This is a genomic window from Halarchaeum nitratireducens (assembly GCF_017874695.1).
Classification (GTDB): domain Archaea; phylum Halobacteriota; class Halobacteria; order Halobacteriales; family Halobacteriaceae; genus Halarchaeum; species Halarchaeum nitratireducens.
In genome coordinates this window covers 63,489-89,190 of the sequence record NZ_JAGIKY010000006.1, presented here as the reverse complement: position 1 = coordinate 89,190, position 25,702 = coordinate 63,489, and the positions used below count along the sequence as shown (strand labels likewise).

The window sequence follows — 25,702 nt, the reverse complement described above, 5'->3', positions numbered from 1 at the left end:
CTCAGAGTGTCCCCTCGGTCACCGGGAGCGCGATCCGCGAGGGGCGATCCTCGTCGTGGTAGACACGCTGGTCCGCCGTCGTGAGGTCGCTCTCGTTCGCCGTCGCCGGCACCACGCCCGTGTTCGGGTTCCGGTCGAAGCGCGGGAAGTTACTGCTCGTGACGTCCAGCCGGATACGGTGGCCCGCGTCGAAGGTGTGGGCCGTGTGGCGGATGCGGATCGAGAGCTCCTGCACCGACCCGGGCTCCATGAGTTCGGGCTCGGCGAGCGAGTCGCGAAAGCGCGTCCGTACGCCGCCCTCGGCGACGTTTAGTGCCGTGCCGTCCGGATGGACGTCAACGAGTTTCGCCGTGAAGTCCGTGTCGGGCGCGGAGCTGGAGACGAACAGCGTCAACTCGCTCCGGCCGGCGACGGAGACCGGGCCGTCGAGGGCCGGCGTGCTGTAGACGAGGACGTCCGAGCGCCCCTCGACCTCGGACTGGTCGCTGATCCCCGGCGAGTCCGCCTGCAGGAGGACGGCAGTCCCGCCCTTCGTCGGCACGGGATCGCGGGGGTCGTAGGTGTACGCGTCGGCAGGCTGGCGTTCGAGGGGCATGTCCCGTTCGAGCGTCCCGTCGTCGGCGCTCGCGCCCGCGTCGCCCCCGCTGTTGAGGTAGAGGTCGGTGCGGGTGGGCGACGGGGGCCACTCGTCGGCCTCGTGCCACTCGTTCTCGCCCATCTGGAAGTAGCGCACCTTCGGGAGCGACGCGACGCGCTCGCTCGTCGAGTCGGTGAGCCAGTGGTCGAACCAGTCGAGCGCGAGGCCGGCGACGGCCGCCTGCGAGGAACTCCCCTCGCCGAACTCGTGTCCGCCGATGGCCGTCGCGTCCGTCCCGTACGTGAGGTGCGTCCACGGCCCCATGATCATGTGGTGGTTCTCGCGGACATCCTCGTCCGCCTCGGACTCGATGGCGTCGTAGACATCGCTCATCCCGCCCTTGAACGCGTCGTACCAGCCGCCGACGTGCAGGATCGGGACGGAAACGGAGCCGATCTGCTGGGGGATGCTCACGCGGTTCCAGTACTCGTCCTTCGTGTAGTGGTGGAGGTAGCGCTTCCAGAACGGGACGACGTCGTTTATCTGGGGGATGTCAGTGAGCGGTAGCTGTTCGTACCCCTCCTCATGGACGTTTGCCACGAGGTCGTCGAGGCCGTTCCGGAGGGACTCCTTCTCCGCGGCGGAGACGTCGAGTCGAGCCACGGTGTCCGCGGAGTTCGTCGCCAGCCACGAGAGGAGGTTCCCCATTTCGAGGAGGCCGCCGGACTGGTAGCCGAGTTGGTCGTAGTCGTACCACGAGGGGATCTGGGGGAGGATTGCCTCCAGCGACGGCGGGTCTTCGACGGCCGCGAGCCACGTCGTCATCCCCATGTAGGAGAGTCCGAGCATCCCGACGGAGCCCGTACTCCACGGTTGGGCGGCCGCCCACTCGATCGTGTCGTAGCCATCCGGTCCCTCCTCGAAAACGGGTTCCCAGTCCGCGCCCCCCTCGGAGGCGAAACGGCCCCGAACGTCCTGTACGACGACCGCGAAGCCACGTTCGACGGCGGGCTGGATGCCGGTGACCGGGGCCGAGGCGTCCTTCCCGTAGGGGGTCCGGTAAACGAGTGTCGGATACGAGCCGTCGCCGCTCGGCCGATAGACGTCGGTCGCCAGCCGGACGCCATCGCGCATCTCGACCATGACGCTCTCGCGCGGCTCGGGGCGGTCGGACGCGGCCGCCGCACCGCCGGTCAACACGTTGCCGAACGCCGTCCCACCGACCGCGGCCGCTCCGGCACCGACGCCGAGGAACTGGAGGAACCGTCGACGATCCATCGACAGCCTATCTGTCATGAACTATTTGGGTTATCCTACCATGATAAGTGTTCGCCCGCGACGTGTCGCGGCACCGGTCGCGCGACGGCGCAATGCGGTGTGAGGGGGAGCGTGACGACGCGGACGGGGGTCCGCGGTAACGGTGAGCGCCGTCGAGACGAGCGCGGGAGAACGGGCGCGTCAACAGTGGAGAGGTCAGTTCGGGTTCTTCCGAGCGAGGTCGGAGCCACAGACGGGACAGCGCTCGCGATCCTCGTCGAACTCGCGGCCGCAGCCCTGACACTGGAAGTTCCAGTCGCGGCGTTCGGTGATCCCGTCCTTGGAGACGCCCTCGACGGTGAGGTCCAACGCGCCGGCGACGTTCTGCATCGCGTAGTCGTCCGTGACGAGGACGGCGTCGAGTTCGAGGGCCGCGGCGAGGACGCGGACGTCCGTCTCGGAGAGGACGTCCGCGTCGCCGGTGCGCGTCGCGGCGTCCTCGACGCGCCGGACGGCGGCCGCGTCGGGGACGTGCACGCGCATGCCCGACCCTTCGAGGGCGGTGAGCCGGTAGCTCGCGGCGTCCTTCAGTTCCTCGCGGACGCCCGGCACGGTCGCCGCCGGGCCGTCGACGTCGTACTCGTCGATGAACGCCGACGAATCGAGGACGTGCACTAGCGATCGATGACGATGTAGTCCTTGACCGCCTGCACGCGTCCGACGGGGATTCGATAGCGCCCGTGGTCGTCCGTCGGGAAGTCGAGGTCGATCTGGTTCGTCTCCTCCGTCTGCTCGACGAGCAGGTCCGCGAGCGCCCCGCTCTTGAGGTTCATCGTGATGTTGTACAGCATCCCGAGTTCGGTCCCGTCCGATCCCATGACTGCCTTCCCGGAGAGGTTCTCGGCGAGGATGTCGGCCATACCCGTGTCTGTCGCCGGGGTTCGTCTTAAAACCTCCACACCGGCGCGTCCGTCGCGTGCCGGGGACACCGGACCGGCGCGCGGCGTCTCGCATCGACGCCGGGACGACGCCGACTACCGCGCGGGCGTCCTCGTCCACGAGCGTTAAGCACCGCCACCACGGACGTCCGCCCGGATGTCCGACACCCTCATCGGCGCCGCGTTCGCGGTGCTGGGCGCGCTCTGCCTCGCCGTCCAGAGCCTCGCGGTCCGGCTCGGCACGAAGACGCACCGCGTCACGGACGTCGTCGCGGCGATGTTCGGCGTCAACCTCCTCGTCCTCGTCCCCGTCGCGGGCGTCGTCGCGTACCCGGACTACCGACTCACCCCGGGCGCCGTCGCGGCGTTCGCCGTCGCCGGCCTCCTCGGGTCGCTCATCGCGCGCTTCTGTTACTTCACCGGGATCGCGCGCCTCGGCGCCAGCCGCGCGGAACCGCTGAAGGCGCTCTTTCCGGTCTTCGCCGCCGGCGTCGCGGTGGTCGCGCTCGGCGAATCTCTCACGCTCGCCGCGGGCGTCGCACTCCTCGTCCTCGGCAGCGCGGTGGTCGCCTTCGACTCGCGGGCGACGGCGGCGACCGCATCGGGCAGTCGACTCCGAGCGGCTCTCGCCTATCCGCTCGCCGCCGCGCTCTTCCTCGGCATCGACCCGATCTTCACCAAGCTGGGACTGGCGACGGGGACGACGCCGCTCGTCGGCCTCACCGTGCGCGTCGTCGCTGCGTCGCTCGGCTACGTGGCGTACGTCGCATGGCGACGGTGGCGCGACGGGACCGCGTGGCGACCGCGCGCGAACCGCTGGCTTCTCGCGGCGAGCGTCGCCAACACCGCCTATCTCGGGGCGTATTACGCGGCGCTCGGTCGGGCGCCCGTCGCCGTCGTCACGCCGCTCCTCGGCGTCAGCACGCTGTTCGTCGTCGCGGGCGCGGCGCTCTTCCTCCAGCGCGAGGAGCGCGTGACGCCCCGACTCGGCGTCGCGGCGGTCCTCGTCGTCGCCGGGGCCGCACTCGTCGTGCGCGGGTGACGGGACCGATCGGGGGATTTACCTGTCCCTATCTGCTGATTTCGGATAACAGCCGTTCTGGCGTGGGTTTCAATGTCGGGAGATACACAACAGCACGGGGGACTCAGAACCCCCATCGTCGCCGTTCTCGGGCACGTCGATCACGGGAAGACCAGCCTGCTGGACAAGATTCGAGGGTCCACCGTCATCGAGGGGGAGGCGGGCGCCATCACGCAGCACATCGGCGCGACCGCCGTCCCGCTCGACGTCGTGAGCGAGGTCGCGGGCAGCCTGGTCGACCCCACGGAGTTCGACCTCCCCGGACTGCTCTTCATCGACACGCCGGGCCACCACTCGTTCACCACGCTGCGCTCGCGCGGCGGCGCGCTCGCGGACATCGCCATCCTCGTCGTCGACGTGAACGACGGGTTCCAACCCCAAACGGAAGAAGCGATCAAGATCCTCGCGGACTCGCAGACGCCGTTCGTCGTCGCCGCGAACAAGGTCGACACGATCCCGGGCTGGCAGGTCCACGAGGACGCCCCAATCCAACAGAGCCTCGACGCCCAGAGCGACCGCGTCGAACAGCAGTTCAACGAGAAGCTCTACGAGATCATCGGCGAGCTCTCCGACGCCGGGTTCACCTCCGACTTCTACTGGCGCGTTCAAGACTTCCGCTCGAACGTCGGCGTCGTGCCCGTCTCGGCGATGACCGGCGAGGGCATCCCGGACCTGCTCACTGTCCTCATGGGCCTCGCTCAGCGCTACATGAAAGAGGACATGGAGATCGACGTGCAGGGGCCGGGCGCCGGGACCGTCCTCGAAGTCAAGGACGAACAGGGCTTCGGGACGACGCTCGACGTCATCCTCTACGACGGCACCGTTCGGGCTGACGACACGGTCGTCGTCGGCGGGGTCAACGGACCCATCGTCACGGACGTCCGGGCGCTCCTCAAACCCCGGCCGCTCGCGGAGATCCGCACGGAGAGCCGCTTCGAGAAGGTGGACGAGATCGCGGCCGCCGCCGGCGTGAAGATCGCCGCCCCGGACCTCGACGACGCCATCGCGGGCGCGCCGATCCGCGCCGTCCGCGGGCGCGACCTCGACGACGTCATCGCGGAGGTCCAAGCGGAGCTCGCCGAAGTCGCCGTCGACACCGGCGAGGAGGGCGTCGTCGTGAAGGCCGACACCCTCGGGAGCTTAGAGGCGATGGCGAACGCCCTGGAGGAGGCCGAGATCCCGATCATGCGCGCCGAGGTCGGCGACATCGCCCCGCGCGACGTGGCGATGGCGACCACCGTCGAGGAGGAGGAGTACCGCGCCATCCTCGGCTTCAACGTCGACACGCTCGGCGACGCCGCCGACCGCGCCGAACAGGACGACGTCGAGGTGTTCCGCAGCGACGTCATCTACCAGCTCGTCGAGGAGTACGAGGCGTTCGTCGAGGACATCGAACGCCGGCAGAAGGAGGCCGTCTTCGAGAACGTGATGCGCCCCGCGCGCTTCCGTATTCTCTCGGATCACGTCTTTCGTCAGTCCGACCCAGCCGTCGTCGGCGTCGAAGTCCTCTCGGGCACCCTCAAGCGCAACACGCCCGTGGGCTATTTCGACGGCAACGAGATCGAGCGCGTCGGCGTCGTGAAGGGCATCCAAGACCAGGGCGAGGACGTCGACGAGGTCCGCGCCGGCAACGAGGTCGCCGTCAGCATCGACGGTCCGACCGTCGGCCGCGGCATCGACGAGGGCGACGAGCTCTGGGTCGACCTCCCCGAGAAGCACGCGAAGGTCCTCGAACAGGAGCTCTTAGAGGAGATTCCGGCGGACGAACGCGAAGCGCTCCACCAGTACCTCGAAACGCAGCGCAAACGCGACCCCTTCTGGGGGAAGTAAGTGACCGGACAGCCGCCGTAACGTTTTCGAACGCGGCGGCCGTACGATTCTCCGGATAGGTATGCCGAGCGACGAACCACGCCCCATCGAGCGCACCGCGAGCGAACCGATGGCGACGCGCTACGATCTCGTTCTGGCCGCGATCCCGCTCGCATTCCTCGCGGGATCGGTCGCCGCGTTGGCTACCGGGATCGACGCCTCGACCGGCGTGACGGCCGGGAGCGTCGGCGCGCTCTGTGCGCTCGGCTACGCGATCTTCGGCGATCCCCCGATCGAGCGCGGGGGCGGTGGGCGGCCGAGCTGATTACTTCGCGATCGGATCGTCCGAGCGCTTGCGGAACGCCTGTTTCACCTGGAGCGCGGCGGACGCGGCGAGGCCCCGTGCGACCTCCGCGCGTTCCTCCGCGGGCACGAGGTCGGAGTCGCCGTCGCCGAACTCGGGCGTGAACCCGGCGCTGACGGGGTTCCCGGCGGGCGGCCGGACGGCGACCGTCGCGCGCGTGCCCTGTTGGCTCTGCCCGATCTCCGCTCCGACGACGTACTCGTCGGGGAGGTACTGCCGGGTCTCGGCGGCGATCCGCGCGAGGCTGTCGCGGAGCGCCCGGCGCTGCTCCGGCGTCAACGCCGCCTCGTCGTCGTCCGTCGGGTTCCCGCCCGGTCCGGCGTACGGCGTGTTGCCGTTCATACCCACGACCAGGGGCTACGCGGTTGAAAGGCCTTCGCCCCTCAGAGGATGGGGTCGCTCGCGCCGTAGCAGGCGACGACGACCGCCGCGGCGTACTCGCCCGCGTCGGCCCTGACCGTCGCCGTCTCGACGTGCTCGCCCTCGAACTCCCAGTCGCGCAGTTCGCGCCCCGCCTCGAGGCCGGCGCGCACCCGCGTCGCGACGTCGTCGGGGTCGGTCTCGTCCGCGACTTCGTAGAAAAGCCCCGGACCGCCCGGTTCGCGCGACCACCCGAGCCCCGCGGAGACGTGACGCGGGCCCGCGGCGTTCGCGTGCGCCTCCACGACCGTCAGGCGTTCGCCCGGCGGCCCGAGGTCGGGCGCGGTACCGACGGCCGCCACGGTCGCGGTGGCCGGAATCACGGAAGAGACGGCGACGAGGTTGTAGTTGTGGACGTTCGCGTCGGCGAGCGCCGCGTCGTAGGCGGCCATCGCCGTGGGAGCCGTGCCCGTCCCCCAGACGACGCGTATCGTAGCCATGAGGTATCTACCGAGCGAGGCGGGTGAAGAAGTGTCGATCCGAGGGCGCGTTACTGGACGTACGCGGCGTACCCCGGCGTCCCGTTCTCCTCCTCGCGCTGGATCTTCGCCAGGGCGTCCTCGAAGTCCGCCATCGTGACGGTCTCGCGGCCGTCGCGGATGGCGAACATGCCGGCCTCGGTGGTGAGGGATTCGAGCTCCGCGCCGCTGAAGCCCTCGGTGTCGCGCGCGAGCGCCGCGTAGTCGACGGCCTCCGCGAGGTTCATCCCGCGGGTGTGGATGTCGAGGATGCGTTCGCGGGCCGCGAGGTCGGGCTCGGGCACCTCGATGAGGCGATCGAAGCGGCCCGGGCGGAGGATGGCCGAGTCGAGCATGTCGAAGCGGTTGGTGGCGGCGATGATGCGGACGTCGCCGCGTTCGTCGAAGCCGTCCATCTCGTTGAGGAGCTGCATCATCGTCCGCTGGACCTCTGCGTCCCCGGAGGTCTTCGAGTCCGTGCGCTCGGCGGCGACGGCGTCGATCTCGTCGATGAAGAGGATCGCGGGCTCCTCCTGCTCCGCGAGGTCGAAGAGGTCGCGGACCAGCCGAGAGCCCTCGCCGATGAACTTCTGGACGAGCTCGCTGCCGGCCATCTTGATGAACGTCGCGTCCGTCTCGTTGGCGACGGCCTTCGCCATCATCGTCTTCCCCGTACCCGGCGGGCCGTGGAGGAGGACGCCGCTTGGCGGCTCGACGCCGACGACGTCGAACTGCTCGGGGTTGACGAGCGGGTCCTCGACGGCTTCGCGTACTTCGCGGAGCTCCTCGTCGAGACCCCCGATGTCCGCGTACTCGACGGAGGGCGACTGATCGACCTCCATCGCCTGCGCGCGGGCGTCCGTCTCGTCGTCGAGGACGTCCTGAATGCTGAACGAGTCGTTGATCGTGACGCGGTCGCCGACCTCGACGCGCTCGCGGGTCCGATCGGAGACGTCCGTCAGGACCTCCTGGTTGTTCCCGTGCTGTTTCACCACGGCGCCGTCCTCGGAGAGGTCCTCGACGGTGGCGAGGTAGAGCGACGCCGTCTTCAGCGTCTCGTTCTCGCGCTGGAGGTCGTCGACCTCCTCACGGAGGTCGGCGCGGTGGTCTCGGACCGCAGACAGCTGCTCTTCGAGCTGGTCGTTGACGTCGACCAGCTGGCGGAGGTGGTCTCTGAGCGCCGCCAACCGCTCTTCCGGGCTCGATTCGGGATCGAGCTCGAGCGTCGGCCGGTCGGGGAGAGTAGGGCTACGAGACATCCGTTGGCCGCGATAAGCACCGCATAAAGAAGTCCCTTTGGGTCACGGGCACACCCGCGGCGTCCCTGTCCCTCAGAGCAGGAGGTCCTCCGCGCGGTCGAGATAGTCGCGGTAGACGTCGATGGCGGACTCGATGGGGGCCGGCGAGGACATGTCGACGCCGGCGTCCTGCAGCAGTTCGAGCGGATACGCCGTCGAGCCGCGGGTGAGGAAGTCGACGTACGCCTCCGCGGCGTCCCCGTCGTCCGCGAGGATGTCCCGCGTGAGCGCGACCGCGGCGCTGATCCCCGTGCTGTACTGGTAGACGTAGTAGCTGTAGTAGAAGTGGGGGATGCGCATCCACTCGCGGGCGATGCGGTCGTCAACGTGCGCCGGCTCGTAGAACTCGCGTTTCAGGTCGCCGTAGGCCTCGTCGAGGGCGTCCGGCGTCAGCGGCTCGCCGCGCTCCTCCATCGCGTGGATGGTGTGCTCGAAGTCCGCGAACAGCGTCTGTCGGAACAGCGTCGAGCGGAAGCGTTCGAGGTACTGATCGAGCACGTGCGCGCGCAGCGCCGGATCGTCGGTGTGTTCCAGCAGGTAGTGCGTCAGCAGGCTCTCGTTGACGGTGGAGGCGACCTCGGCGACGAAGATCTCGTAGTCGTTGTAGACGTACGGCTGGTGCTCGCTCGACAGCTGGCTGTGGAGCGAGTGGCCGAGTTCGTGCGCGAGCGTGTACACGGAGTCGAGATCGCCCTGGTAGTTCATGAGGATGAACGGCTGGGTGTCGTACGTCCCGCCGGAGTACGCCCCCGAGCGCTTCCCCTTGTTCTCGTAGACGTCCACCCACCCCGAGTCGAGGCCGTCGGCGACGCGCTCCTGGTAGTCCTCGCCGAGCGGCGCGACGGCGTCGACGACGTAGTCGCAGGCCGTCTCGTAGTCGATTTCGGGCTCCTCGGCGTCCGTCAGCGGCATGTAGAGGTCCCACATCTCCAGTTCGTCGACGTCGAGCGCCCGGCGTTTCAACTCCGCGTGGCGGTGGAGCGCGTCGCGGTTCTCCCGCACCGTCTCCACGAGGTTGTCGTACACCTCGACGGGGATGTTCGGGCCGTCGAGCGCCGCCTCGCGGGCCGTGTCGTACCCGCGCACCTGCGCGCGTTTGACGTCCGCCTTCGTCGAGTACTGCAGCGAGGAACCGATCGTGTTGCGCACCTCCGAGATCCGGTCGTAGAACGACTCGTGGACCGTTCGCCTGAACGCCCGATCGCGTTCCTGGAGGAGCGTCGTGAGGTTCGCCTGCGTGATCGTCACGTCCTCGCCGTCGGGCCCTTCGACCGTCGGGAACTCCAAGTCGGCGTTCGTGAGCATCCCGTACACTTCGCCGGGCGCGCCGAGCACCTCGCCGAACTCCGAGATGACCGCCTCGACCTCCGCCGAGCGCGTGTGCGCCTTCATCCGGAAGACGTCGTCGAGGTAGTGCTCGTAGAGTTCGAGGCCGTCGGTCGCGTCGACCATCCGGTCGAGTTCGTCCCGATCGAGCGACTGCAGTTCGGGTTCGAGAAAGGACGTGGCCGAGGAGAGTTTCGAAGCGAGCGCGGAGCCGCGGGACTTCAGCGCTTGGGCCTCCTGATCGCGCGTGTCCTCGTCGGCGCGCATCCGGGCGTACGCCGAGAGCGTCGAGACGGTCCGCGCGACGTCCTCGTAGGCCTCCAGGAACTCGAGGAGCGTCTCGCCGTCCCCGGCGACGCGCCCCTCGTACTCGCGTAGCTCCTCGATGCCCGCCTTCGCCGCCTCGAAGTCGTCCTCCCACGCCTCGACCGAGTCGTAGACGCTCTCCAGATCCCACTTGTCCGCCGCGTCGATCTCCTCGCGCTCAGGGACGGTACTCATTGACGAACACAGGTACCGCGGCGCTGTTAAGCGTTCCTCACCGCCCCGCGACGCCGTCGACGACGGTACCCGCGACGCGGGCGAGCGCGCGGCGTGTGGCGCGCTCGTCGGCGAAGAACGCGCGCGTGTCGCGGGCCGCGCGCTCGTCGCGCTCGAAGCTCGGTCCGTCGTAGTCGACGCCCGCGAGGACGAGGGGCTCGGGCGGCGCTTCGGGGACGCCCTCCGGGCCCGGGAGGGGGGCGGCGGCGAGGACGCGCTCGACTTTCGATGGCGAGGCCGCGCCCGTCGCCACGCCCCTGACGAGCGACGCGACGCGGCGGACGAACCCCCGAGGGAAGCCGCCGGCGCGCGCCCGCAGGACCACGAAGTCCCCGTCGGGGGCGACCGACAGCGTGAGGTCGCGCTCCGTTCCGGTGTCGTCGCTCGTCAGGTTGTGGAAGTCGTGCGCGCCGGAGAGTCGTCGGGCGGCGTCACGGGCGCGTTCGAGCGCGGCGTCCGGCGCGTGGAGGTGATAGACGTACTCGCGCGCGACGGCGTCGTGCGTCGCGTGGAAGCCGTCGGGGACGTCGGCGTGCGCCCACGCCCACACGGCGTCGTGGAGTTCGGCGTTCAGCGCGCGCGGCGTCAGCCACGCCGGACAGTCGAACGCGACCGTCTGTGCGAGCGCGGAGACGCCCGCGTCCGTCCGCCCCGCGGCCGCGTAACCGGGGGGCGTGGCCGCGGTCGCGTCGAGGACACCGTGCGCTCGGAGAGCGTCCAAGAGCGCGTCCGCCACCGTCGGGACGTCCGGTTGGCGCTGGAAGCCGTGGAAGGGCCGGCCGTCGTAGGCGAGTCGGAACGCGCGGCGCATCCCTACGCGACGTCGTCGTACCGCGGTTCGTCGCGCTCGCCGGGGAACTCCTCGATGGGGACCTGGGTCTGGTCGCCCGAGGCCATGTCTTTCACCGTGACGTTGCCCTCGGCGAGGTCGCGCTCGCCGACGATGACGACCGTCTCGGCGTTGATCGAGTCCGCGTAGTTCATCTGCGAGCCGAAAGAGCGCCCCGAGACGTCGGTCTCGACGACGTGGCCGCGCGCGCGGAGGTCGCGGGCGACGCGCGAGGCCTCCGCGCGGACGTCGCCGACCTGCAGGACGTAGTAGTCCGTGCGGACCTCCTCGGCGGGCCAGACGCCCGCGCGCTCCAAGAGCAGCGGGAGCGTGGAGTAGCCCGTCGCGAACCCGACGGCGGGCGTGGGTTGGCCGCCGAAGGACTCGATGAGGTCGTCGTAGCGCCCGCCGCCGAAGACGGAGCGACCGACCGCGCCCGTGGCGTCGAAGCACTCGAAGACGACGCCCGTGTAGTAATCGAGGCCGCGCGCCGTCGTCAGCGAGACGTCGACGTAGTCGCGGACCCCGTAGTCCTCGGTCGCGGCGAGCACCGCGCGGAGGTTCTCGACGGCTGCCGTCACGCGCTCCGTGTCCGCGAAGGCCACCAGCTCGTCGAGGTCGTTCGACGCGATCACGTCGTCGAAGGCCTCCGCCTGCGAGACGGAGAGACCCGTGCCCGCGAGCCGATCGACGTAGTCGTCGTAGTCGAGCTTCGCGCGCTTGTCCACGACCCGGATCGCGTCTCGGGTCTGAACGTCCGCGTCGAAGCTGTTCAGCACGCCGCCGAGGACGTCGCGGTGGCTCACGCGGAACTCAAAGTCGTCGCCCGTCAGCCCGAGGGCGGTGAGCGCGTCCGCCGCCGTCGCCAACACCTCAGCGTCCGCCTCCGGCTCCGAGGACCCGAAGAGGTCGACGTTCGTCTGGTAGAACTCCCGGTTCCGACCCGATTGGGGCTCCTCGTAGCGCCAGAAGTCGCGCGTCGAGTACCACTTGATCGGCTTACTGAGCGCCTGCTGTTTCGCCACCACCATCCGCGCCACCGTCGGCGTCAGCTCGGGCGTCAGCGTGACGTGTCGACCGCCCTGGTCCTCGAAGTCGTAGAGTTCGGTGACGATGTCGCCGCCCGACTTGTCCGTCCACATCTCCGCGCGTTCGAGCGCCGGCGTCCCGATCTCGCGGAAGCCGTAGCGACGGGCCGCGTCCTCGACGGCGTCCATCGCCTGCCGCCGAGCGCGCATCTCGCCGGGGTAGAAGTCCCGGAAGCCCTTGAGTCGGTCGTACATACGCCCGAGTTGGCCCGGGGCGCGCTTGAAGCCTGTCCTTCGACGCCGTCACTGCGCGAGCAGCGCGATCCCGCCGACGGCGAGCGCCGAGGCCGCCAGGCGCGTCCGGAACCCCTCCTCGGCGAGGAGGACGCCGCCGAGAACGACCGCGACGATCGACTGGGCGTTGATCACCGTCGCCGCCACGCTCGCCGACGCCACCGAGAACGACAGCGTCGTCGCCACGCGGGCAAGCGCGACGACGGCCGCGATCCCGACGAACGTCGGGAGGTCCGTTCGGATCCCCGTCTCCGGCCAGTCACGGACCGCGATCGGCGCGAGGAACAGGGCCGGTCCGAGCAGGCTCACGACCACCCAAGACGCCGCCGGGACGCCGACGTCCTGGAGCGCGACGCGTTTCGCCACGTCACTCACTCCGTAACACGCCGCCGAGAGCAACGCGAGTTGCACCGCGCGCGAGTCCGTGAGCCGCCGGAGCGGGTCGAACAACCGACCGCCCTCGTAGTTGGCGAGGTAGACCGCCGCCGTCACGACGCCGATCCCCACCACTTGGAGCGGTCCGAGCGCCACCGGGAGGAGGAGGACTTCGAGCGGGAGGACGAACGCGGGAACGATCTTCGCCACCGGGGCGACGAGCGTCACGTCGCCCGCCGCGAGCGCGCGCGTCACCGTCAGGAACCCGAGCGCCGCGAACCCGACCGTGACGAGGACGACCGCGATCCCGATCGGGGGGAGCGACGGCACGATCGGGAACCCGCCGAGGTAGGCGTACGCGCCCGGGAGGTACCACGCGGTCGCGGCCGTGTTGACCACGACGGCGATGACCGCGCCCGAGTAACCCGAGAAATAGCGTTTCAGCGAGTAGAGATAGCCGCCCCACAGGAGCGCGGCCGCGACGGCGGGAAGGAGACCGGGGACCATACTGGCCCGACCCCGCCGAGCGCGGAAAACGTTCCGCCTCCTATCGACGCGAGATGTCGAAGGACTTCGAATCCGGCTTCAGCTCGCGCAGCAGCTCCTTCATCTGCTCCTCGTCGAGTTGATCCTGCAGGCGTCCGGAGCGACCGAGGGCGACGACCTGCTGTTCAACGCGCTCCGCGAGGTCGGGCTTACTCATCTTCACCGAGTTCAGCCGACGGCGCGCGCCGTCCGAGAGGTACTGACGGAGGATCGCCTGCTTTTGCTCCTCGGCCTGCTGTTGGGCCTGCTGCTGAGACTCCGCGTTCGCGGCCGCGCTGCCGCCACCGCCCTGCTGTTGTTGTTTCAACTGCTCTCGTTTCTGCTGGCGAAGCTCCTCCAATCGGTCGTCGTCGGGGTTCTCGCTCATACGTCACCGTAGGCGTTCGAGCGGGAAAAAGGCTTAGGACCCCCACCTTTTCCCTCGTCGGGGTCGCTCCGCGACCCGCTCCTCGAAAAAGCTGGACCAAAAATGCGCGAGCGTGGAGCGCTCGCGGACGAGAGAAGGACAACCGCCGCGGCCCGAGAACCGCCGCCGCGACCACTCCTGGCAAAACTCTGCACGGAAAAATCCGCGAGCCGGCGGCTCGCGGAACGCAGAACGGTGAGACGAAAACGGAAACTCCCTCTACGAGCGGGGTGCCGCGACACGCGTCGTGTCGCGGTCCGACGCACGCGGGCTGACGAGGCCTCGCGTCGGGAGCGGTCAGGGGGCGATCACGGCTCGAACCGGCGAACCACGCGGGCCAATCGTCCGCGACCCGAGCGGTCCGTTAGGACCCAGTGGGGTCGGGTTCACTCGCGCGTCAGCGCCAGGCCGTCTCTCGAACCAACCCCCGAAGGGGGTCTGACGGGCTTTTGGCCGAGCGCGGCAAAGGCTCGTTATGCGTAGCGTTCGAGTTCGGGGCGGTCGAGGTCTTCGAGGACGTCACCGGCGGTGTCGTCGAGGAGACTGCGACCCTCGCCGGTGACGATCCGGCCCTCGGATCCCTGCTGCTGTACGAGGTCGGCGTCCTCGAGCTGCTGGAGGATGGTCCGGATGATGTTCTTGGAGCCGTCGGTCTTCTGTCGGGGGGCGACGCGATAGCGCGTCGAGCCCTTCGTGAGCGAGCCGTACTCGGTGCTGAGTCGCTCGACGCCGACGGGACCGTCGACGGCGACCTTTCGCAGGATGCTGGCGGCGCGGCGCGCCCAGAAGTCGTCCTGTTGCGGGGGCATCTCGCGGTCGTGGCCGGTCTTGGCGAACGCGGCCCACTCGGGGGCCTCGACGACGTTGTCGAGTTCCTCGGTCAGCGCGTCGATGAGCTCGTCCGTCGGGGCATCGTAGAGGGTTGCCATTACGCTGTTTTGGTCGGCGGCGAGGGTTAAAGCCATCGTTAGCGCCTCGCGCGGAGTTCGAGCCACGCGGCCGCGCCGCCGCCCGCAACGGTGGGCGCCCAGTAGACGGCGGCGCGGAAGACGATCGCGGCGGACGTGGCGGTAGCGGCCGTGACGCCGGTCGTGGGGACGAGCAGGAGGACGAGCGCGGCCTCGACGCCGCCGGCGCCGCCGGGGAGCGGGGTGACGCTCGCGATAGTAGCGACGGGGACGGCGATGAAGACGATGGCGGCGTTGATGTCGGTCGCGGGCGTGAGCGTCCACAGCGAGAGGTAGAGCGCGAGACAGAGACAGCACCAGCCGAGCGCGGACCACGTGACGGCGATGGCGAGGTCGCGGCGACTGGTGGCGACGCGCTCGATGGAGCGCACGAAGCCGTCGACGCGCGCGCGGATCGCGTCGCGCCCGGGCGCGGAGACGCGCGGGAGGTGGCGGCCGAGGCGCGCCCAGACGGGGTGAACGACGCCGACGAGGCGGCGTTTCGTCGCCGCCCGATAGCGCCACGCCAGCGCGGCGACGGCCGGGACAGTGATGGCGAGGGCGACGACGACGCCGAAGACGAACCGGACGCTGTCGCCGGCGGCGTAGCGAGCGACGTAGTAGGTGAGGCCGACGAGCGCGAGGACGATCGAGGGGACGAAGTTGAGGGTGTCGACGCTGGCGATGGCGGCGAGCCCGGTCTCGTACTCGCTGTCGGTTGCGCGCGAGATGAGGAGGGCGCTGAAGGGTTCGCCGCCGGCCTGTCCGAAGGGCGTGATGTTGTTGGCGAAGGCCGCGGCGGCGTAGAGGAGGACGGCGTCCCACGCGCTCGCGGCGACCCCGAGCGCGTCGAGGACGCGACGGAGGGCGAGCGCCCACGCGACGAGCCACGCGAGGCCGACGGCGAGGATGACGGCGAACGTCCGGGGTTCGAGGAGCGAGAGGGTGCGGGCGATGTCGTCGACGCCGACGACCCAGACGAGCAGGGCGAGGACGGCGACGACGGCGGCGAACCCGACGCCGATCGCGCGAGAGTCGAACTCCATTCACGCGACCCGACAGCGGGCGTGCGCCTAAAGGCACCGACCGCTCGGCGGCGTGCGAAGCGGTGACGTTTTGCCGGCGGCCGCCGCGGTGTCGGTATGGACGAACGGGTCGCGCTCGGCCTCGTCGACGACCTCGTGGACGCGGCGGGCGACGACGCGGCGGTGCTCGGGGAGACGGTCGTGACGATCGACATGCTCCACGAGACGACGGACTTCCCCGCGGGGACGACCCGCTACACGGCCGGATGGCGCGCGGTCGGGGCGTCGCTGTCGGACGTCGCGGCGATGGGCGCGAGCGCGACGGGCGCGGTCGGCGTCTACGGTGCGCCGTCGTTCGACACGGACGACGTCGAGGCGTTCGTGCGCGGGGCGCTCGACGTCTGCGAGCGCGTCAGCGCGGAGTACGTCGGCGGGGACCTCGACGGCCACGACGAGTTCACGGTGGCGACGGCGGCGCTCGGCGAGACGCCCACGCCGGTGTCGCGCGACGGTGCGAGCGGGGGCGAGGTCGTCGCGGTGACGGGCGCGCTCGGGCGGAGCGCGGCCGCGCTCGACGCCTTCGAGGCGGGCGACACCGAGCGGGCGAACGAGCTCTTCCGATTCACGCCGCGCGTCGGGGCGGGCGTCGCGCTGAACGGACGCGCGAGCGCGATGATGGATTCGAGCGACGGACTGGCGCGCTCGCTCCACCAGCTCTCGGAGACGTCGGGCGTCGGATTCGACGTCGAGGGCGCGGCGATCCCGATTCACGACGCGCTCCGCGGGGAGGATCGGCTGGCGCGGGCGACCACGTTCGGCGAGGACTTCGAGTTGGTGTGTACGCTCCCGTCGGAGGGGGTCGCGCCCGCGCGGGCGGCGCTCGACGTGCCGCTGACCGTCGTCGGCGACGTCACCGAAGCGGGCGTGACGATGGACGGCGAGGCGCTCGCGGATCGGGGCTACACGCACGGCGAGTGACGACCGCTCTGCCTTCGCCGCGAGTGAGGCGTGCCCGACTCAGCCGACGAGACGGATCGGGACCGGCATGAAGCAGAGCAGTCCCGCGAGGAGGGTGATCGCGGCGACGGCGAGACGCCGCGTGTCGAGGGCGTTCTCCTCCAGCGGGCGGGCAGCTCCCTGGAAGGCGAGGAAGGACGTGATGAGCCCCCACATCACCCAGACGACGGCGGCGTTGGTGGCGTCGCGGACGACGTAGACGTACGCGGCGAGGCCGAAGAGCGCGGCGGGGACGAGTGGGGCGGCGCGCTCGTAGGCGGGGCCGAAGACGGCGCGCATCACGTGGCCGCCGTCGAGCTGACCGGCCGGGAGGAGGTTGAGGAAGGTGACGAACATCCCGACCCACCCGCCGAAGACGACGGGGTTCACGGCGAGCCCCGCGCCGTACGAGAGCGGCTGGCCGAGCGCCCACGCGATGAGGCGAAGGAGCGGCGGGTCGCCGAATCCGATGGCGACGCCGCCCGTCTGGGCCGCGGGAACGCTGATCGGCGGGAGGAGCAGGCCGACCGCGGTCACGACGACCGTGGCGACGAGGCCGGCGAGCGGGCCGGCGACCCCGATGTCGAAGAGCGCGTCGCGGTCCGGCATGATACCCCGCATCCGGATGACCGCGCCGAGCGTGCCGATCGGCGAGAACGGGATGGGGATGAAGTAGGGGAGGGTGGCGTCGACGCCGTGGTACCGCGTCATGGCGTAGTGGCCGAGTTCGTGGACGCCGAGCACGCCCATCACGGCGAGGACGAACGGGACCGCGCGGAGGACGTCGAGGGAGAGGAAGTCGTCGACGTAGTACCACTGCGCGCCCGCGTAGAGCGTCGTGAGCATCGTGAGCCCCGCGAGGACGACGTTCGTCCACGGGAATCCCGCGCCCGAACCGGCGTCGTCGCTCGCGGGCGTCGCCGCGAGAGTGACTTCGCCCGGACGCTCCTCGATTCGGACGTCGTAGCCGTAGTCGCGGAAGATAGGGAGGGCGGTGCGCTGGAGGGTGCGGCGGTCGACGAGCGGCTCACCGTAGTAGACGACCGTCTCGCCGTCGCGCGCGACCTCGTAGACGGAGAACACCGACGAGAGCGCGCCGGAGGGAGGCGCGTCGTCGGGCGGGTCGGCGAGCATATCGGGCGAACGGGACGCGGCGGTTTAAATCCAGAGAAGCCCCCGCGGAGTGCCCAGATCAGCGCGGCGAAGTCGGCGGCGCTCCGTCGGATGGGGCTGAACGCGAAGCACGCGATCGAGACGTCGTGGTCGCCGGCGGTCGGGAACGTCGAGCCGAGGACGAACGCCCCGGATACGGTGCGGTCGACTCCGCGCACGCGGACGTCAATACCGGGACGAGCGACGCGACTCGACGTGTAGCGAACGCGAAGAAGGGAACTTCGAATCGACGACCGGAGCGGCCGGCGTGGAGGGCGATCGGGCGGCGGCGGTGCGCGGCGGCGGGTACGGGCGCGGGTCTACGCGCGCTGGACGCGCCACGTGGTCGCGGAGGTGTACGACCACTTCTCGATGTCGAGGTCGATGTCCTCGGTCGAGTCGCTCAGCTTCGCCATCAGGGCGCCGATCTCCTTCGTCGAGAGCTCGACGTCGTCGGCGATGAACTTGCTCTTGAAGTAGAGCTCGCCGTCTGCCGCCTTCTCGCGCAGGTACGAGAGGAGTCGAGTTTGCTTGTCGTCCGACTCGGTCGGGGACTGCGCGGTTGCGCTCATGGCTATCCCACCCTTGGGACCGGACGACGGTATAAGGGGGGGAACGTTAGTGTGGTTTCGCGCTCTTTCCGGGGGCAAAATCGGTGCCGACGTCGTTTCACGTACCGTTCACGGATCGCTGAGATAGTTCGAGACGTTTCACGAAGCGCTTAGAATTTTTGTACTGCTTATTTCATCTCAGAAATTATATCCCCGATCACTCACCCCGCGACCGCTTCGGGGGATCGTTCGGCGGTCGTGCACCCGGTGCGGCCGACGCGCGTCAGGCGTCGCGCTCGTGTCGCCAGAACTCCTCGTCGATCGTGACCTCCTTCTTGAAGATCGGCACTTCGTCCTTGAGGCGGTCGATGCCGTCCTCGACGGCGCGGAAGGCCTCTCGGCGGTGGCCGGCGAGCACGACGACGAAGACGATGTCCTCGCTGGCCTCGATCCGGCCCGTCCGGTGATGAAGCAGCACGTCGTGGACGCCCTCGCGGGCTTCGAGGGCCGCGCGGATGTCGTCGAGTCGGGCGGCGGCGACCTCGGCGTACGTCTCGAACGACAGGGCCTCCGTCGGGGCGTCGTCGGCGTTCTCCTGCGCGCGGACGCGACCCGTGAACGTCGCGATCGCGCCGGCGAACCGTTCGTCGGCGCTACGCTTCGCGGCCGCGACGAGTGACGACAGAGACTCGTGGGGTTCGGTTTCGCGGAGGGCGGCCAGCACCGAGTCGGGATCGAGAGTCGCGGCCTCGGTGACGCGAGCGAGCGGGTCGGCGACGGACGCGTCGCCGACGGCGAGTCGGGGGAGCGCGGCGTCGGCGAAGCCGACCGTGAGCGCGAAGTCGTGATCGCGGGCGAGGTCGTCGAGGACCGCCGTGAGCGACGCGCGGGAGTCAGCGGTGGTGCGGCGGCGCCCCCCGCCGAGGCGGACGGTCGTGTGGGCGCCGTCGGCATCGCCGAGCGTCGGATCGCGACGGACGACGGCGACGGCGCCCTCGTCGGCGAACCGATCGCGGAGCGCGTCGACGACGGCCGCCGGATCGCCGCCGGACGGTGCCGCGACGTCGAGAACGTACATACGACACGGGAGGGTTGCACGCGGTTTGTCCGTTTCGACGCCCCGCCCGATCGCCGCTTGGCAACCCTTAAGGCCGCGACAGGGTTATCCGGCGATAGTATGAGAGTCGTCGTTTCCGTCGGCGGGAGCGTGCTCGCGCCCGACTTGGCGCACGAACGGGTCGAGCAGTACGCCGACGTCATCGACCAGTTGGTCGATGCGGGGTGTTCGGTCGGCGTCGTCGTCGGTGGCGGCGGCGTCGCGCGCGACTACATCAAGACCGCGCGCGACCTCGGGGCGAACGAGATCGAGCTCGACGACATCGGGATCTCGGTGACGCGGCTGAACGCGCAGCTCCTCATCGCCGCGCTCGGCGACGACGCCGCGCCCAGCCCGGCGGAGAGCTACGAGGAGGCCGGCGAGGCGATTCGGCGCGGCGACGTCGCCATCATGGGCGGCGTCACGGCCGGACAAACGACCGATGCCGTGAGCGCCGCGCTCGCCGAGTACACGAACGCCGACCTGCTCGTCTACGCGACGAGCGTCCCCGGCGTCTTCAGCGCCGACCCGAAGACCGACGACTCGGCGGAGCGTTACGATCGCATCACGCCGGGCGAGCTCGTCGACGCCATCGCCGACATCGAGATGAGCGCGGGGAGCTCCGCGCCGGTCGACCTGCTCGCCGCGAAGCTCATCGAGCGCTCGCGCGTCCGCGCGATCGTTCTCGACGGCACGGAGCCGACGGCCGTCCTCGACGCCGTCCTCCGCGGTGAACACGACGGCACCGACATCGTCCCCGACGGGAGCGAGGCGGGAATGGACTACTGGGCCGAGGGCGAATGAGCGACGACGAGTACGACCCGCACGCGACGCTCACCGGCGACGCCGTCTTCTGGGCCGACGAGGCCGCCGACGCCGTCGAGGCGCGGGGTGGAGACGACCCGCTCGTCGTCAAGGGCGGGATATCGCCCTCGGGCGTCCCGCACCTCGGGAACATGAACGAGATCATGCGGGGATACTACGTCGCCGAGGTCCTCCGCGAGCGTGGCCACGAGGTCCGCCAGCTCTTCACCGCCGACGACCGTGACCCGCTCCGCGGACTCCCCCGGAAGCTCGCCGACCTCGACGGCAAAATCGTCGACCTCGGTGACGTGAACGCGGGCGCGCTCGGACGGAACCTCGGGCATCCGTACACCGACATCCCGGACCCCTTCGGCTGCTGTGACTCTTACGGCGCGCACTTCTCGAACCTCATCGAGCGCTCCGCCGATCGCCTCGGCGTCGACGTCGAGACCGTCTCGAACACCGAACTCTACGAGAGTGGGGAGTTCGAGGCCGTCACACGCGATCTCCTCGCGAGCGCCGACGAAGCACGGGACGTCCTCGGGAAGTATCAGGACAAGGTCGACGAGTCGTACGTCCCGTTCAACCCCATCTGTGAGAACTGCGGGAAGGTGACGGAGACCGTCACCGCCATCGACGCCGAGGCGGGCACCGTCGACTACGAGTGCACGGACATGGACGCGGGCGACCAGACCATCGAGGGCTGTGGGCACGCGGGAACCGCGACCCTCCGCGAGGGCAAGCTCCCGTGGCGCTTCGAGTGGCCGGCGCAGTGGCAGGTGCTCGGCGTCGACTTCGAGCCGTTCGGGAAGGACCACGCCGAGGGGTCGTGGCCCTCCGGCTCCGACATCGCCGCGACCCTCCTCGGGATCGAGCCCCCGACGCCGATGGTCTACGAGTGGTTCACGCTCGATGGCGACCCCTTCAGTTCCTCGGCCGGGAACGTCGTCCTCGTCTCCGACGTCCTCGAGCTCGTCGAGCGGGACGTCCTGCGCTACTTCTTCACGAAGGACCCGAAGCGCGCGCGGGACTTCTCCATCGAACGTATCGACCTCCTCGTCGACGAGTTCGACCGCTTCGAGCGGCTCTACTACGGCGACGTCGAGGACGCGAGCGAGCGGGAGATCGAGCGCGCCGAGCGGATCTACCCGTTCGTCGTCGGGGACGTGCCCGACGAGCGGCCGATCCGCCTCCCGTACACGTTCGCGGCCGTCCTCGGGATGACCGAGGACCCCGCGCTCCGCGAGGAGATCGCGCGCCGCGAGGGCCACATCCCCGAGGGTGCGAGCGAGGAGGCGGTCGCGGCGGCCCTCGAACGCGTCGAACGCGCCCGCGAGTGGGCCGAGCGCACGGACAACCAGTACAACTACCGCATCGAACGCCGGACGATGCCGGCGGTCGACGTGGACGAGGAGACGGCGGCGGCGCTCGACGACCTCGCGGCCTTCATCGAGGACGAAGAACCCGACGGCGAGACCCTTCAGGGAGAGGTCTACGAGACCGCGAAGCGCCACGACATCGACATCGGCGACTTCTTCGCGACGGGCTACCGGCTCTTCTTCGACGAGGAGCAGGGCCCGAAGCTCGGGCAGTTCCTCGCTGACCTTGACCGGGAGTTCGTCGTGACGCGCCTGCGCCGCGAGAAGTAGGCGTCCCTCGGGTAGCCGGGTCCGTCGAGGCGGCGAGAGCCGCGAGACTCGGAGTGAAAAGGCGAACAGGCGACGCGCTGGCGCGCTCGCGGCTTCACCGCTCGCTCGTTCGGCGACTCCCGCTAGTCGTCGCCGCGTCCACGGAACGGCGCGTCGCCGATTTCGCTGGGCGTCCCGTAGTAGTCGTCAGATCACGGGACGACGTGGTGTCGGCTTCCGGTTTGAACGTTCGCACAGCGGTAGCTGAACGAACTACGGGGCTAGCGTCCGCGAACCGAGTGGTTCGAAGAACCCGGTAGGTTCGCAGCTCCCCGAACGCGCAGCGTTCGGGCCGACGAGCGACTAACGCGAACGTAGTGAGCGACAGGAGCGAGGAAGGCTTTTGGTGAAGCTTTTGCAGCGCGCGAGAAGCGCGCTTGCAAAAGCTTCAGATGTAGGTGAACCAGTCGTCGTGCTCGTCGGTTTTGCGGTCGACGAGGTCGAAGAACGCGGACTGGAGCTCCTCGGTGACGGGACCCCGCGTGCCCTCGCCGATGACGACGTTGTCGACCTTGCGGATGGGGGTGACTTCGGCGGCGCTGCCGGTGAAGAAGAGTTCGTCCGCGGTGTTGAGTTCGCCGCGCGAGATCGCGGTCTCGTGGACCGGGATTCCGCGCTCCTCGGCGAGGGTGATGACGGTGTCGCGGGTGATCCCGTCGAGGATGCTCTCGGAGAGCGAGGGGGTGTACAGTTCGCCGTCGCGGACCATGAAGACGTTCTCGCCGGGACCCTCGGCGACGTTCCCCTCCTTGTTGAGGACGATGGCCTCCTCGTAGCCGTTCCGGCGGGCCTCCTCGCCGGCGAGGAGGCTGTTGACGTAGAGGCCGTTCGTCTTGGCGTTCGTCGGGATCTGACTGGAGGCGTGTTTGCGCCACGAGGAGATCATGACGTCGATGCCGTTCCGGAGGGCCTCCTCGCCGAGATAGGCGCCCCACGGCCAGGCGGCGATGGCGACGTCGGTCGGACAGTCACCCGGGGAGACGCCGAGTTGGTGGTAGCCGTAGTAGGCGACGGGGCGGATGTAACAGGATTCGAGGTCGTTGCGGCGGATGACTTCGAGGGTGGCCTCGGTGAGTTCGTCCTTGGAGAAGGGGATCTCCATGTCGTAGGGCTTCGCGGAGTCGAAGAGCCGTTCGACGTGCGCGTCCCAGCGGAAGATCGCGGGGCCGTTCTCGGTGTCGTAACACCGCGCGCCCTCGAAGACGCCGGTGCCGTAGTGGAGGCCGTGCGTGAGGACGTGCGTCGTCGCGTCCTCCCAGTCGGTAAACTCGCCGTTCATCCAGATGGTGTCGAGAGAGTCGCGCTCGGCGCGCATCTGTTCGAAGCCAGGCATGGCGAAACGATGTTCGGCCGACGTAATGAACGTTCCTCGTTAGCGACGAAGCGCGTCGAGGACGTCGCGCCCCTCGACGTAGACGAACCCGTGCTCCTCGGCGTAGTCGCGGGCGTCCGCGGGCGTCCGCGCGCCGCCGGTCTCCGCGTCGAGCATCTCGCAGACGACGACGGCGGGCGGGCGCTCGGCGGCGGCCGCGAGCGCGAGGCCGAGTTCGGTGTGACCCTCGCGGTCGGCGAGCCCGTCGGGCGCACCGCGGAGGAGGTGGACGTGCCCGGGCGCGCGGAAGGTCCCGGGGAAGTCCGTGTCGTCGGGGTTCGCGGCGGCCTCGGCGAGCGCCGTGATCGTCAGCGAGCGATCGTCGTCGGTGATCCCGGTGTAGGTGTCGCGGTGATTGACGGTGAGGCTGAACGACGCGCGCTCGTCGTACGCCAGGTCCTCGTCGGTCACCGCGGGATGGTCGAGCGCGTCCGCGAGGAACGGCAGCTCGAAGGCCTCACAGACGTCGTGCGAGAGGGCGGTGCAGATCAGCCCACCGGCGTCGGTGCGCATGCGGGCGACCGCCTCGGACGCGACGTCGGCGGCGTGATAGATCAGATCGACTTCCCCTTCGCGGTCGGCGGCGTCGTGGACGAGCACCGGCTCACCGCGTGCGAGCGCGTCGACGGCGGCATCGACGGCGTCCGACGCGCCGACCGCGTTCGAGGCGTCGCCGGTCCGGGCGTCCGCCGATCGGCTTTCGGCACCCGTCTCCGGATCGCTCACGCCGTCACTGTGCGACACGGACGATCACCTCGTCACCGTCGTCGAGGCCGAGTTCGTCGCGGAGTTTGTCCGCGGCGATGAGTTCGACCTTCGTCTCGTCGTGGTGGGTTCGGTCGGGGACGATGACGTGGACGGGGTCGTAGGAGGCCCCGTCGGCTTCGAGGGTGGCCGGGTAGCACGTCGCGGAGCCGTACGTCCGCTCGTCGTCCTCCCACGCGTCGATATCGATCCCGCCGAGCGACTCCATGGCGGAGCGAGCGCGCCGTGAGGGTTCGTCGAGTTCGACGTTGAGCGTTCCCGCGAACGGCTCGTATCCGAGGCGTTCCTCGAACTGTCGGTTGTAGCCGGGGAGCGAGATGTAGTGGCGGCCCTCGCCCATCCCGCTCGTAACGCGCCCGCTGAGCGCGAGCTCGGCGGGGTCCTCGAAGACCCGTCGGTAATCCTCGTACTCGCGCTGGAGGACCCGCTCGCCGTCGTCGGTGATGGCGACCCACTGACCGTCGCTGACGACGTCTCGATCGACGTAGCCGGCCTCCTCCAGCGCTTGGAGGCGTCGGGAGGCGGTCTGCGTCGAGGCGTCGAGCCGATCGGCGAGGTCGCCACAGGAGGCCTTCACCTCGCCGTGGCGCGCGCCGTCGAGCGCGAGGAGCTTCAGCGCGGCGAGCTCGTCGTACCCGACCGCGAGCGTTGCCCGTGACATGACCCGAACTACGGGCGGCCGGAGCATAATGGTTGTGGGACGCGTCTCAGAACTGAGTTAATCGTAGAAGCCACCGCCCGGGGCGAGCGCGGGCACCCACGTCTCCTCGTCGCGTGCGAGCAGCGCGACCGACGAGGCCTCCTGGACTTTGACGACCGGGTGCTCGGGCATGTGCTCTCCGACCCGCCGCGCGAAGGACTCGACCGTCTCGGGGGACGGCATCGAGTCCCGGTCGAGGCGGCCGCGCGAGTGTCCGACGTGCATGTACGCCTTCAGCTCGACGAAGTCGGGGTCCGCGCGCCGGTAGAGCCCCGCGTACCAATCCGGGTTCGTCATGTTCTCCCCGTTCACGAGCGTCGTCCGCAGGACGGTTCGCGTCGCCTCCTTCTCGGCGAGCACGTCGAGCGTGTCGATCAGCGACTCCCACGCGTCGTCCTCCGTCGCGCCCACGACGTCGTCGAACGTCGCGCGCTCGGGGGCGTCGACCGAGACGTACAGTTGCGTGGGGTCGCACTCGCGCAGGACCTCGGGGCGCGTCCCGTTGGAGACGAGGAACGTCGTGAGCCCCCGGTCGTGAAACGCCTCTAAGAGTTCGGGGAGGTACGGATACAGGGTGGGTTCGCCGTCGAGGCTGATGGCGACGTGCTTGGGGTCGAGGGCCTCCTCGAAGCGCTCGCGGGGGACGTTCTCGTTCCCGCCGAAACCCGAGAGGAGGCGCTTCTGGAGGTCGATAGAGGCGTCGACGACCGCCTCCGGGTCGTCCCACTCGACGCCGTCGAGTTCGTACGCGTGGCCGTTGTGGTCGCGCCAGCAGAAGACGCACCGCTCGTTACAGCGTACGACGGGCGTCATCTGGATACAGCGATGGGAGCGGATGCCGTACCACGCGTGCTTGTAGCAGGTGCCCTCGCCGCGGAGGGCGTTCGCCGTCCACCCGCAGGTCTGGGCGGCCGTGTGGTTCTCGTGGTGGTAGCTCGGCGAATCCACCTGCTCGGGCATACCCACAAGCGGGTCGCGCGCGGGCAAAAGCGCGGCGGAACGCGCACCGTGCCGGCGACCGTCACCGCCTCGCGTACCTTCAACCCGCTCGCGTCCGTCA

26 protein-coding genes are annotated in these 25,702 nt (G+C 69.7%); 6 read left to right on the top strand and 20 right to left on the bottom strand.

Annotation, left to right across the window (positions count from 1 at the left end; translation table 11 throughout):
• Window position 1 precedes the first annotated feature (1 nt).
• The 3 genes from J2754_RS07555 to J2754_RS07545 all read right to left on the bottom strand — a co-directional run bounded on the left by J2754_RS07555 (window position 2) and on the right by J2754_RS07545 (window position 2,754).
• Window positions 2-1,873 (bottom strand): CocE/NonD family hydrolase, encoded by a 1,872-nt coding sequence (locus tag J2754_RS07555; RefSeq protein ID WP_211087066.1) that lies wholly within the window; start codon window positions 1,871-1,873, stop codon window positions 2-4.
• A gap of 177 nt (window positions 1,874-2,050) precedes the next feature.
• Window positions 2,051-2,509 carry an NOB1 family endonuclease gene (locus J2754_RS07550; RefSeq protein ID WP_188876589.1) on the bottom strand — a complete coding sequence of 153 codons (459 nt, stop codon included), beginning with the start codon at window positions 2,507-2,509 and terminating at the stop codon, window positions 2,051-2,053.
• Window positions 2,509-2,754 (bottom strand): PRC-barrel domain-containing protein, encoded by a 246-nt coding sequence (locus tag J2754_RS07545; protein WP_188876586.1) that lies wholly within the window; start codon window positions 2,752-2,754, stop codon window positions 2,509-2,511. The genes J2754_RS07550 and J2754_RS07545 overlap by 1 nt, the downstream gene beginning before the upstream one ends.
• Window positions 2,755-2,929: 175 nt before the next feature.
• On the opposite strand from J2754_RS07545, the gene J2754_RS07540 reads away from it, so the two are divergent.
• The 3 genes from J2754_RS07540 (at window position 2,930) to J2754_RS07530 (ending at window position 5,987) form a co-directional block, all read left to right on the top strand.
• Window positions 2,930-3,814 carry an EamA family transporter gene (locus J2754_RS07540; protein ID WP_211087065.1) on the top strand — a complete coding sequence of 295 codons (885 nt, stop codon included), beginning with the start codon at window positions 2,930-2,932 and terminating at the stop codon, window positions 3,812-3,814.
• 72 nt (window positions 3,815-3,886) lie between these two features.
• On the top strand, window positions 3,887-5,683 hold the full coding sequence (gene infB, locus J2754_RS07535; RefSeq protein ID WP_211087064.1) for a translation initiation factor IF-2: 1,797 nt from the start codon (window positions 3,887-3,889) through the stop codon (window positions 5,681-5,683).
• 61 nt (window positions 5,684-5,744) lie between these two features.
• Complete coding sequence (locus tag J2754_RS07530; protein ID WP_188876580.1) at window positions 5,745-5,987, top strand: DUF8015 family protein; 243 nt, start codon at window positions 5,745-5,747, stop codon at window positions 5,985-5,987.
• Here the strand turns inward: J2754_RS07530 and J2754_RS07525 are convergent, their stop codons facing one another.
• From J2754_RS07525 to J2754_RS07480, 10 genes are all read right to left on the bottom strand, one after another.
• A complete protein-coding gene (locus tag J2754_RS07525; RefSeq protein ID WP_188876578.1) occupies window positions 5,988-6,368 on the bottom strand; it encodes a DUF5811 family protein in 381 nt (126 codons plus the stop codon). It lies immediately after the preceding gene.
• 41 nt (window positions 6,369-6,409) lie between these two features.
• Window positions 6,410-6,886 carry a pyruvoyl-dependent arginine decarboxylase gene (locus J2754_RS07520; protein WP_188876576.1) on the bottom strand — a complete coding sequence of 159 codons (477 nt, stop codon included), beginning with the start codon at window positions 6,884-6,886 and terminating at the stop codon, window positions 6,410-6,412.
• A gap of 50 nt (window positions 6,887-6,936) precedes the next feature.
• Window positions 6,937-8,163, bottom strand: a complete 1,227-nt coding sequence (gene pan2 / locus J2754_RS07515; RefSeq protein ID WP_188876575.1) for a proteasome-activating nucleotidase Pan2 — start codon at window positions 8,161-8,163, stop codon at window positions 6,937-6,939.
• Between the two features lie 72 nt (window positions 8,164-8,235).
• Window positions 8,236-10,029, bottom strand: coding sequence for an oligoendopeptidase F (gene pepF / locus J2754_RS07510; protein ID WP_188876573.1), 1,794 nt, complete (start codon window positions 10,027-10,029; stop codon window positions 8,236-8,238).
• 37 nt (window positions 10,030-10,066) lie between these two features.
• A complete protein-coding gene (truA, locus tag J2754_RS07505) occupies window positions 10,067-10,879 on the bottom strand; it encodes a tRNA pseudouridine(38-40) synthase TruA (RefSeq protein WP_188876571.1) in 813 nt (270 codons plus the stop codon).
• A 2-nt stretch (window positions 10,880-10,881) separates the two neighbouring features.
• Window positions 10,882-12,180 carry a histidine--tRNA ligase gene (hisS, locus tag J2754_RS07500; protein ID WP_188876569.1) on the bottom strand — a complete coding sequence of 433 codons (1,299 nt, stop codon included), beginning with the start codon at window positions 12,178-12,180 and terminating at the stop codon, window positions 10,882-10,884.
• A 48-nt stretch (window positions 12,181-12,228) separates the two neighbouring features.
• Complete coding sequence (locus tag J2754_RS07495) at window positions 12,229-13,101, bottom strand: EamA family transporter (protein ID WP_188876567.1); 873 nt, start codon at window positions 13,099-13,101, stop codon at window positions 12,229-12,231.
• A gap of 40 nt (window positions 13,102-13,141) precedes the next feature.
• The gene (locus J2754_RS07490) at window positions 13,142-13,507 is read right to left on the bottom strand and encodes a DNA-binding protein (RefSeq protein WP_188876565.1); all 366 of its coding nucleotides are present in this window, start codon (window positions 13,505-13,507) and stop codon (window positions 13,142-13,144) included.
• A gap of 512 nt (window positions 13,508-14,019) precedes the next feature.
• Complete coding sequence (locus tag J2754_RS07485) at window positions 14,020-14,475, bottom strand: 30S ribosomal protein S19e (protein ID WP_188876563.1); 456 nt, start codon at window positions 14,473-14,475, stop codon at window positions 14,020-14,022.
• A gap of 38 nt (window positions 14,476-14,513) precedes the next feature.
• Complete coding sequence (locus tag J2754_RS07480) at window positions 14,514-15,539, bottom strand: lysylphosphatidylglycerol synthase transmembrane domain-containing protein (RefSeq protein WP_188876561.1); 1,026 nt, start codon at window positions 15,537-15,539, stop codon at window positions 14,514-14,516.
• A gap of 96 nt (window positions 15,540-15,635) precedes the next feature.
• Between J2754_RS07480 and thiL the strand changes: the two genes are divergently transcribed.
• Window positions 15,636-16,496, top strand: coding sequence for a thiamine-phosphate kinase (gene thiL, locus J2754_RS07475; protein WP_188876559.1), 861 nt, complete (start codon window positions 15,636-15,638; stop codon window positions 16,494-16,496).
• Between the two features lie 39 nt (window positions 16,497-16,535).
• Here thiL and J2754_RS07470 read toward each other — a convergent pair whose 3' ends face one another.
• From J2754_RS07470 to J2754_RS07460, 3 genes are all read right to left on the bottom strand, one after another.
• Entirely contained in the window at window positions 16,536-17,648 is a 1,113-nt protein-coding gene (locus J2754_RS07470; RefSeq protein WP_188876557.1) for a site-2 protease family protein, read from the bottom strand.
• Window positions 17,649-17,986: 338 nt separating this feature from the next.
• Entirely contained in the window at window positions 17,987-18,238 is a 252-nt protein-coding gene (locus tag J2754_RS07465; RefSeq protein ID WP_188876555.1) for a DUF7123 family protein, read from the bottom strand.
• A 262-nt stretch (window positions 18,239-18,500) separates the two neighbouring features.
• Window positions 18,501-19,295 (bottom strand): molybdopterin synthase, encoded by a 795-nt coding sequence (locus tag J2754_RS07460; protein ID WP_188876553.1) that lies wholly within the window; start codon window positions 19,293-19,295, stop codon window positions 18,501-18,503.
• A 99-nt stretch (window positions 19,296-19,394) separates the two neighbouring features.
• Between J2754_RS07460 and pyrH the strand changes: the two genes are divergently transcribed.
• Both pyrH and lysS read left to right on the top strand, forming a co-directional pair.
• Window positions 19,395-20,117, top strand: coding sequence for a UMP kinase (gene pyrH, locus J2754_RS07455; protein ID WP_188876550.1), 723 nt, complete (start codon window positions 19,395-19,397; stop codon window positions 20,115-20,117).
• A complete protein-coding gene (gene lysS / locus J2754_RS07450) occupies window positions 20,114-21,766 on the top strand; it encodes a lysine--tRNA ligase (protein ID WP_188876549.1) in 1,653 nt (550 codons plus the stop codon). The genes pyrH and lysS overlap by 4 nt, the downstream gene beginning before the upstream one ends.
• Window positions 21,767-22,193: 427 nt before the next feature.
• On the opposite strand, the gene J2754_RS07445 is transcribed toward lysS, so the two are convergent.
• The 4 genes from J2754_RS07445 to twy1 are packed head-to-tail and all read right to left on the bottom strand — an operon-like array spanning window position 22,194 to window position 25,602.
• Complete coding sequence (locus J2754_RS07445; RefSeq protein WP_211087063.1) at window positions 22,194-23,138, bottom strand: branched-chain amino acid transaminase; 945 nt, start codon at window positions 23,136-23,138, stop codon at window positions 22,194-22,196.
• A gap of 39 nt (window positions 23,139-23,177) precedes the next feature.
• Entirely contained in the window at window positions 23,178-23,921 is a 744-nt protein-coding gene (gene ribB, locus J2754_RS07440) for a 3,4-dihydroxy-2-butanone-4-phosphate synthase (protein ID WP_188876547.1), read from the bottom strand.
• Window positions 23,908-24,603 carry a DUF120 domain-containing protein gene (locus tag J2754_RS07435; protein ID WP_188876545.1) on the bottom strand — a complete coding sequence of 232 codons (696 nt, stop codon included), beginning with the start codon at window positions 24,601-24,603 and terminating at the stop codon, window positions 23,908-23,910. The genes ribB and J2754_RS07435 overlap by 14 nt, the downstream gene beginning before the upstream one ends.
• Before the next feature lie 57 nt (window positions 24,604-24,660).
• Window positions 24,661-25,602 carry a 4-demethylwyosine synthase TYW1 gene (gene twy1, locus J2754_RS07430; RefSeq protein WP_188876543.1) on the bottom strand — a complete coding sequence of 314 codons (942 nt, stop codon included), beginning with the start codon at window positions 25,600-25,602 and terminating at the stop codon, window positions 24,661-24,663.
• Window positions 25,603-25,702 lie beyond the last annotated feature (100 nt).

Excerpts from the sequence above, each read along its gene's own strand:
- J2754_RS07555 (WP_211087066.1), bottom strand. The coding sequence starts at position 1,873 with ATGACAGATAGGCTGTCGATGGATCGTCGACGGTTCCTCCAGTTCCTC.
- J2754_RS07545 (WP_188876586.1), bottom strand. The coding sequence starts at position 2,754 with ATGGCCGACATCCTCGCCGAGAACCTCTCCGGGAAGGCAGTCATGGGA.
- J2754_RS07540 (WP_211087065.1), top strand. The coding sequence starts at position 2,930 with ATGTCCGACACCCTCATCGGCGCCGCGTTCGCGGTGCTGGGCGCGCTC.
- infB (WP_211087064.1), top strand. The coding sequence starts at position 3,887 with ATGTCGGGAGATACACAACAGCACGGGGGACTCAGAACCCCCATCGTC.
- J2754_RS07530 (WP_188876580.1), top strand. The coding sequence starts at position 5,745 with ATGCCGAGCGACGAACCACGCCCCATCGAGCGCACCGCGAGCGAACCG.
- J2754_RS07525 (WP_188876578.1), bottom strand. The coding sequence starts at position 6,368 with ATGAACGGCAACACGCCGTACGCCGGACCGGGCGGGAACCCGACGGAC.
- J2754_RS07520 (WP_188876576.1), bottom strand. The coding sequence starts at position 6,886 with ATGGCTACGATACGCGTCGTCTGGGGGACGGGCACGGCTCCCACGGCG.
- pan2 (WP_188876575.1), bottom strand. The coding sequence starts at position 8,163 with ATGTCTCGTAGCCCTACTCTCCCCGACCGGCCGACGCTCGAGCTCGAT.
- pepF (WP_188876573.1), bottom strand. The coding sequence starts at position 10,029 with ATGAGTACCGTCCCTGAGCGCGAGGAGATCGACGCGGCGGACAAGTGG.
- truA (WP_188876571.1), bottom strand. The coding sequence starts at position 10,879 with ATGCGCCGCGCGTTCCGACTCGCCTACGACGGCCGGCCCTTCCACGGC.
- hisS (WP_188876569.1), bottom strand. The coding sequence starts at position 12,180 with ATGTACGACCGACTCAAGGGCTTCCGGGACTTCTACCCCGGCGAGATG.
- J2754_RS07495 (WP_188876567.1), bottom strand. The coding sequence starts at position 13,101 with ATGGTCCCCGGTCTCCTTCCCGCCGTCGCGGCCGCGCTCCTGTGGGGC.
- J2754_RS07490 (WP_188876565.1), bottom strand. The coding sequence starts at position 13,507 with ATGAGCGAGAACCCCGACGACGACCGATTGGAGGAGCTTCGCCAGCAG.
- J2754_RS07485 (WP_188876563.1), bottom strand. The coding sequence starts at position 14,475 with ATGGCAACCCTCTACGATGCCCCGACGGACGAGCTCATCGACGCGCTG.
- J2754_RS07480 (WP_188876561.1), bottom strand. The coding sequence starts at position 15,539 with ATGGAGTTCGACTCTCGCGCGATCGGCGTCGGGTTCGCCGCCGTCGTC.
- thiL (WP_188876559.1), top strand. The coding sequence starts at position 15,636 with ATGGACGAACGGGTCGCGCTCGGCCTCGTCGACGACCTCGTGGACGCG.
- J2754_RS07470 (WP_188876557.1), bottom strand. The coding sequence starts at position 17,648 with ATGCTCGCCGACCCGCCCGACGACGCGCCTCCCTCCGGCGCGCTCTCG.
- J2754_RS07465 (WP_188876555.1), bottom strand. The coding sequence starts at position 18,238 with ATGAGCGCAACCGCGCAGTCCCCGACCGAGTCGGACGACAAGCAAACT.
- J2754_RS07460 (WP_188876553.1), bottom strand. The coding sequence starts at position 19,295 with ATGTACGTTCTCGACGTCGCGGCACCGTCCGGCGGCGATCCGGCGGCC.
- pyrH (WP_188876550.1), top strand. The coding sequence starts at position 19,395 with ATGAGAGTCGTCGTTTCCGTCGGCGGGAGCGTGCTCGCGCCCGACTTG.
- lysS (WP_188876549.1), top strand. The coding sequence starts at position 20,114 with ATGAGCGACGACGAGTACGACCCGCACGCGACGCTCACCGGCGACGCC.
- J2754_RS07445 (WP_211087063.1), bottom strand. The coding sequence starts at position 23,138 with ATGCCTGGCTTCGAACAGATGCGCGCCGAGCGCGACTCTCTCGACACC.
- J2754_RS07435 (WP_188876545.1), bottom strand. The coding sequence starts at position 24,603 with ATGTCACGGGCAACGCTCGCGGTCGGGTACGACGAGCTCGCCGCGCTG.
- twy1 (WP_188876543.1), bottom strand. The coding sequence starts at position 25,602 with ATGCCCGAGCAGGTGGATTCGCCGAGCTACCACCACGAGAACCACACG.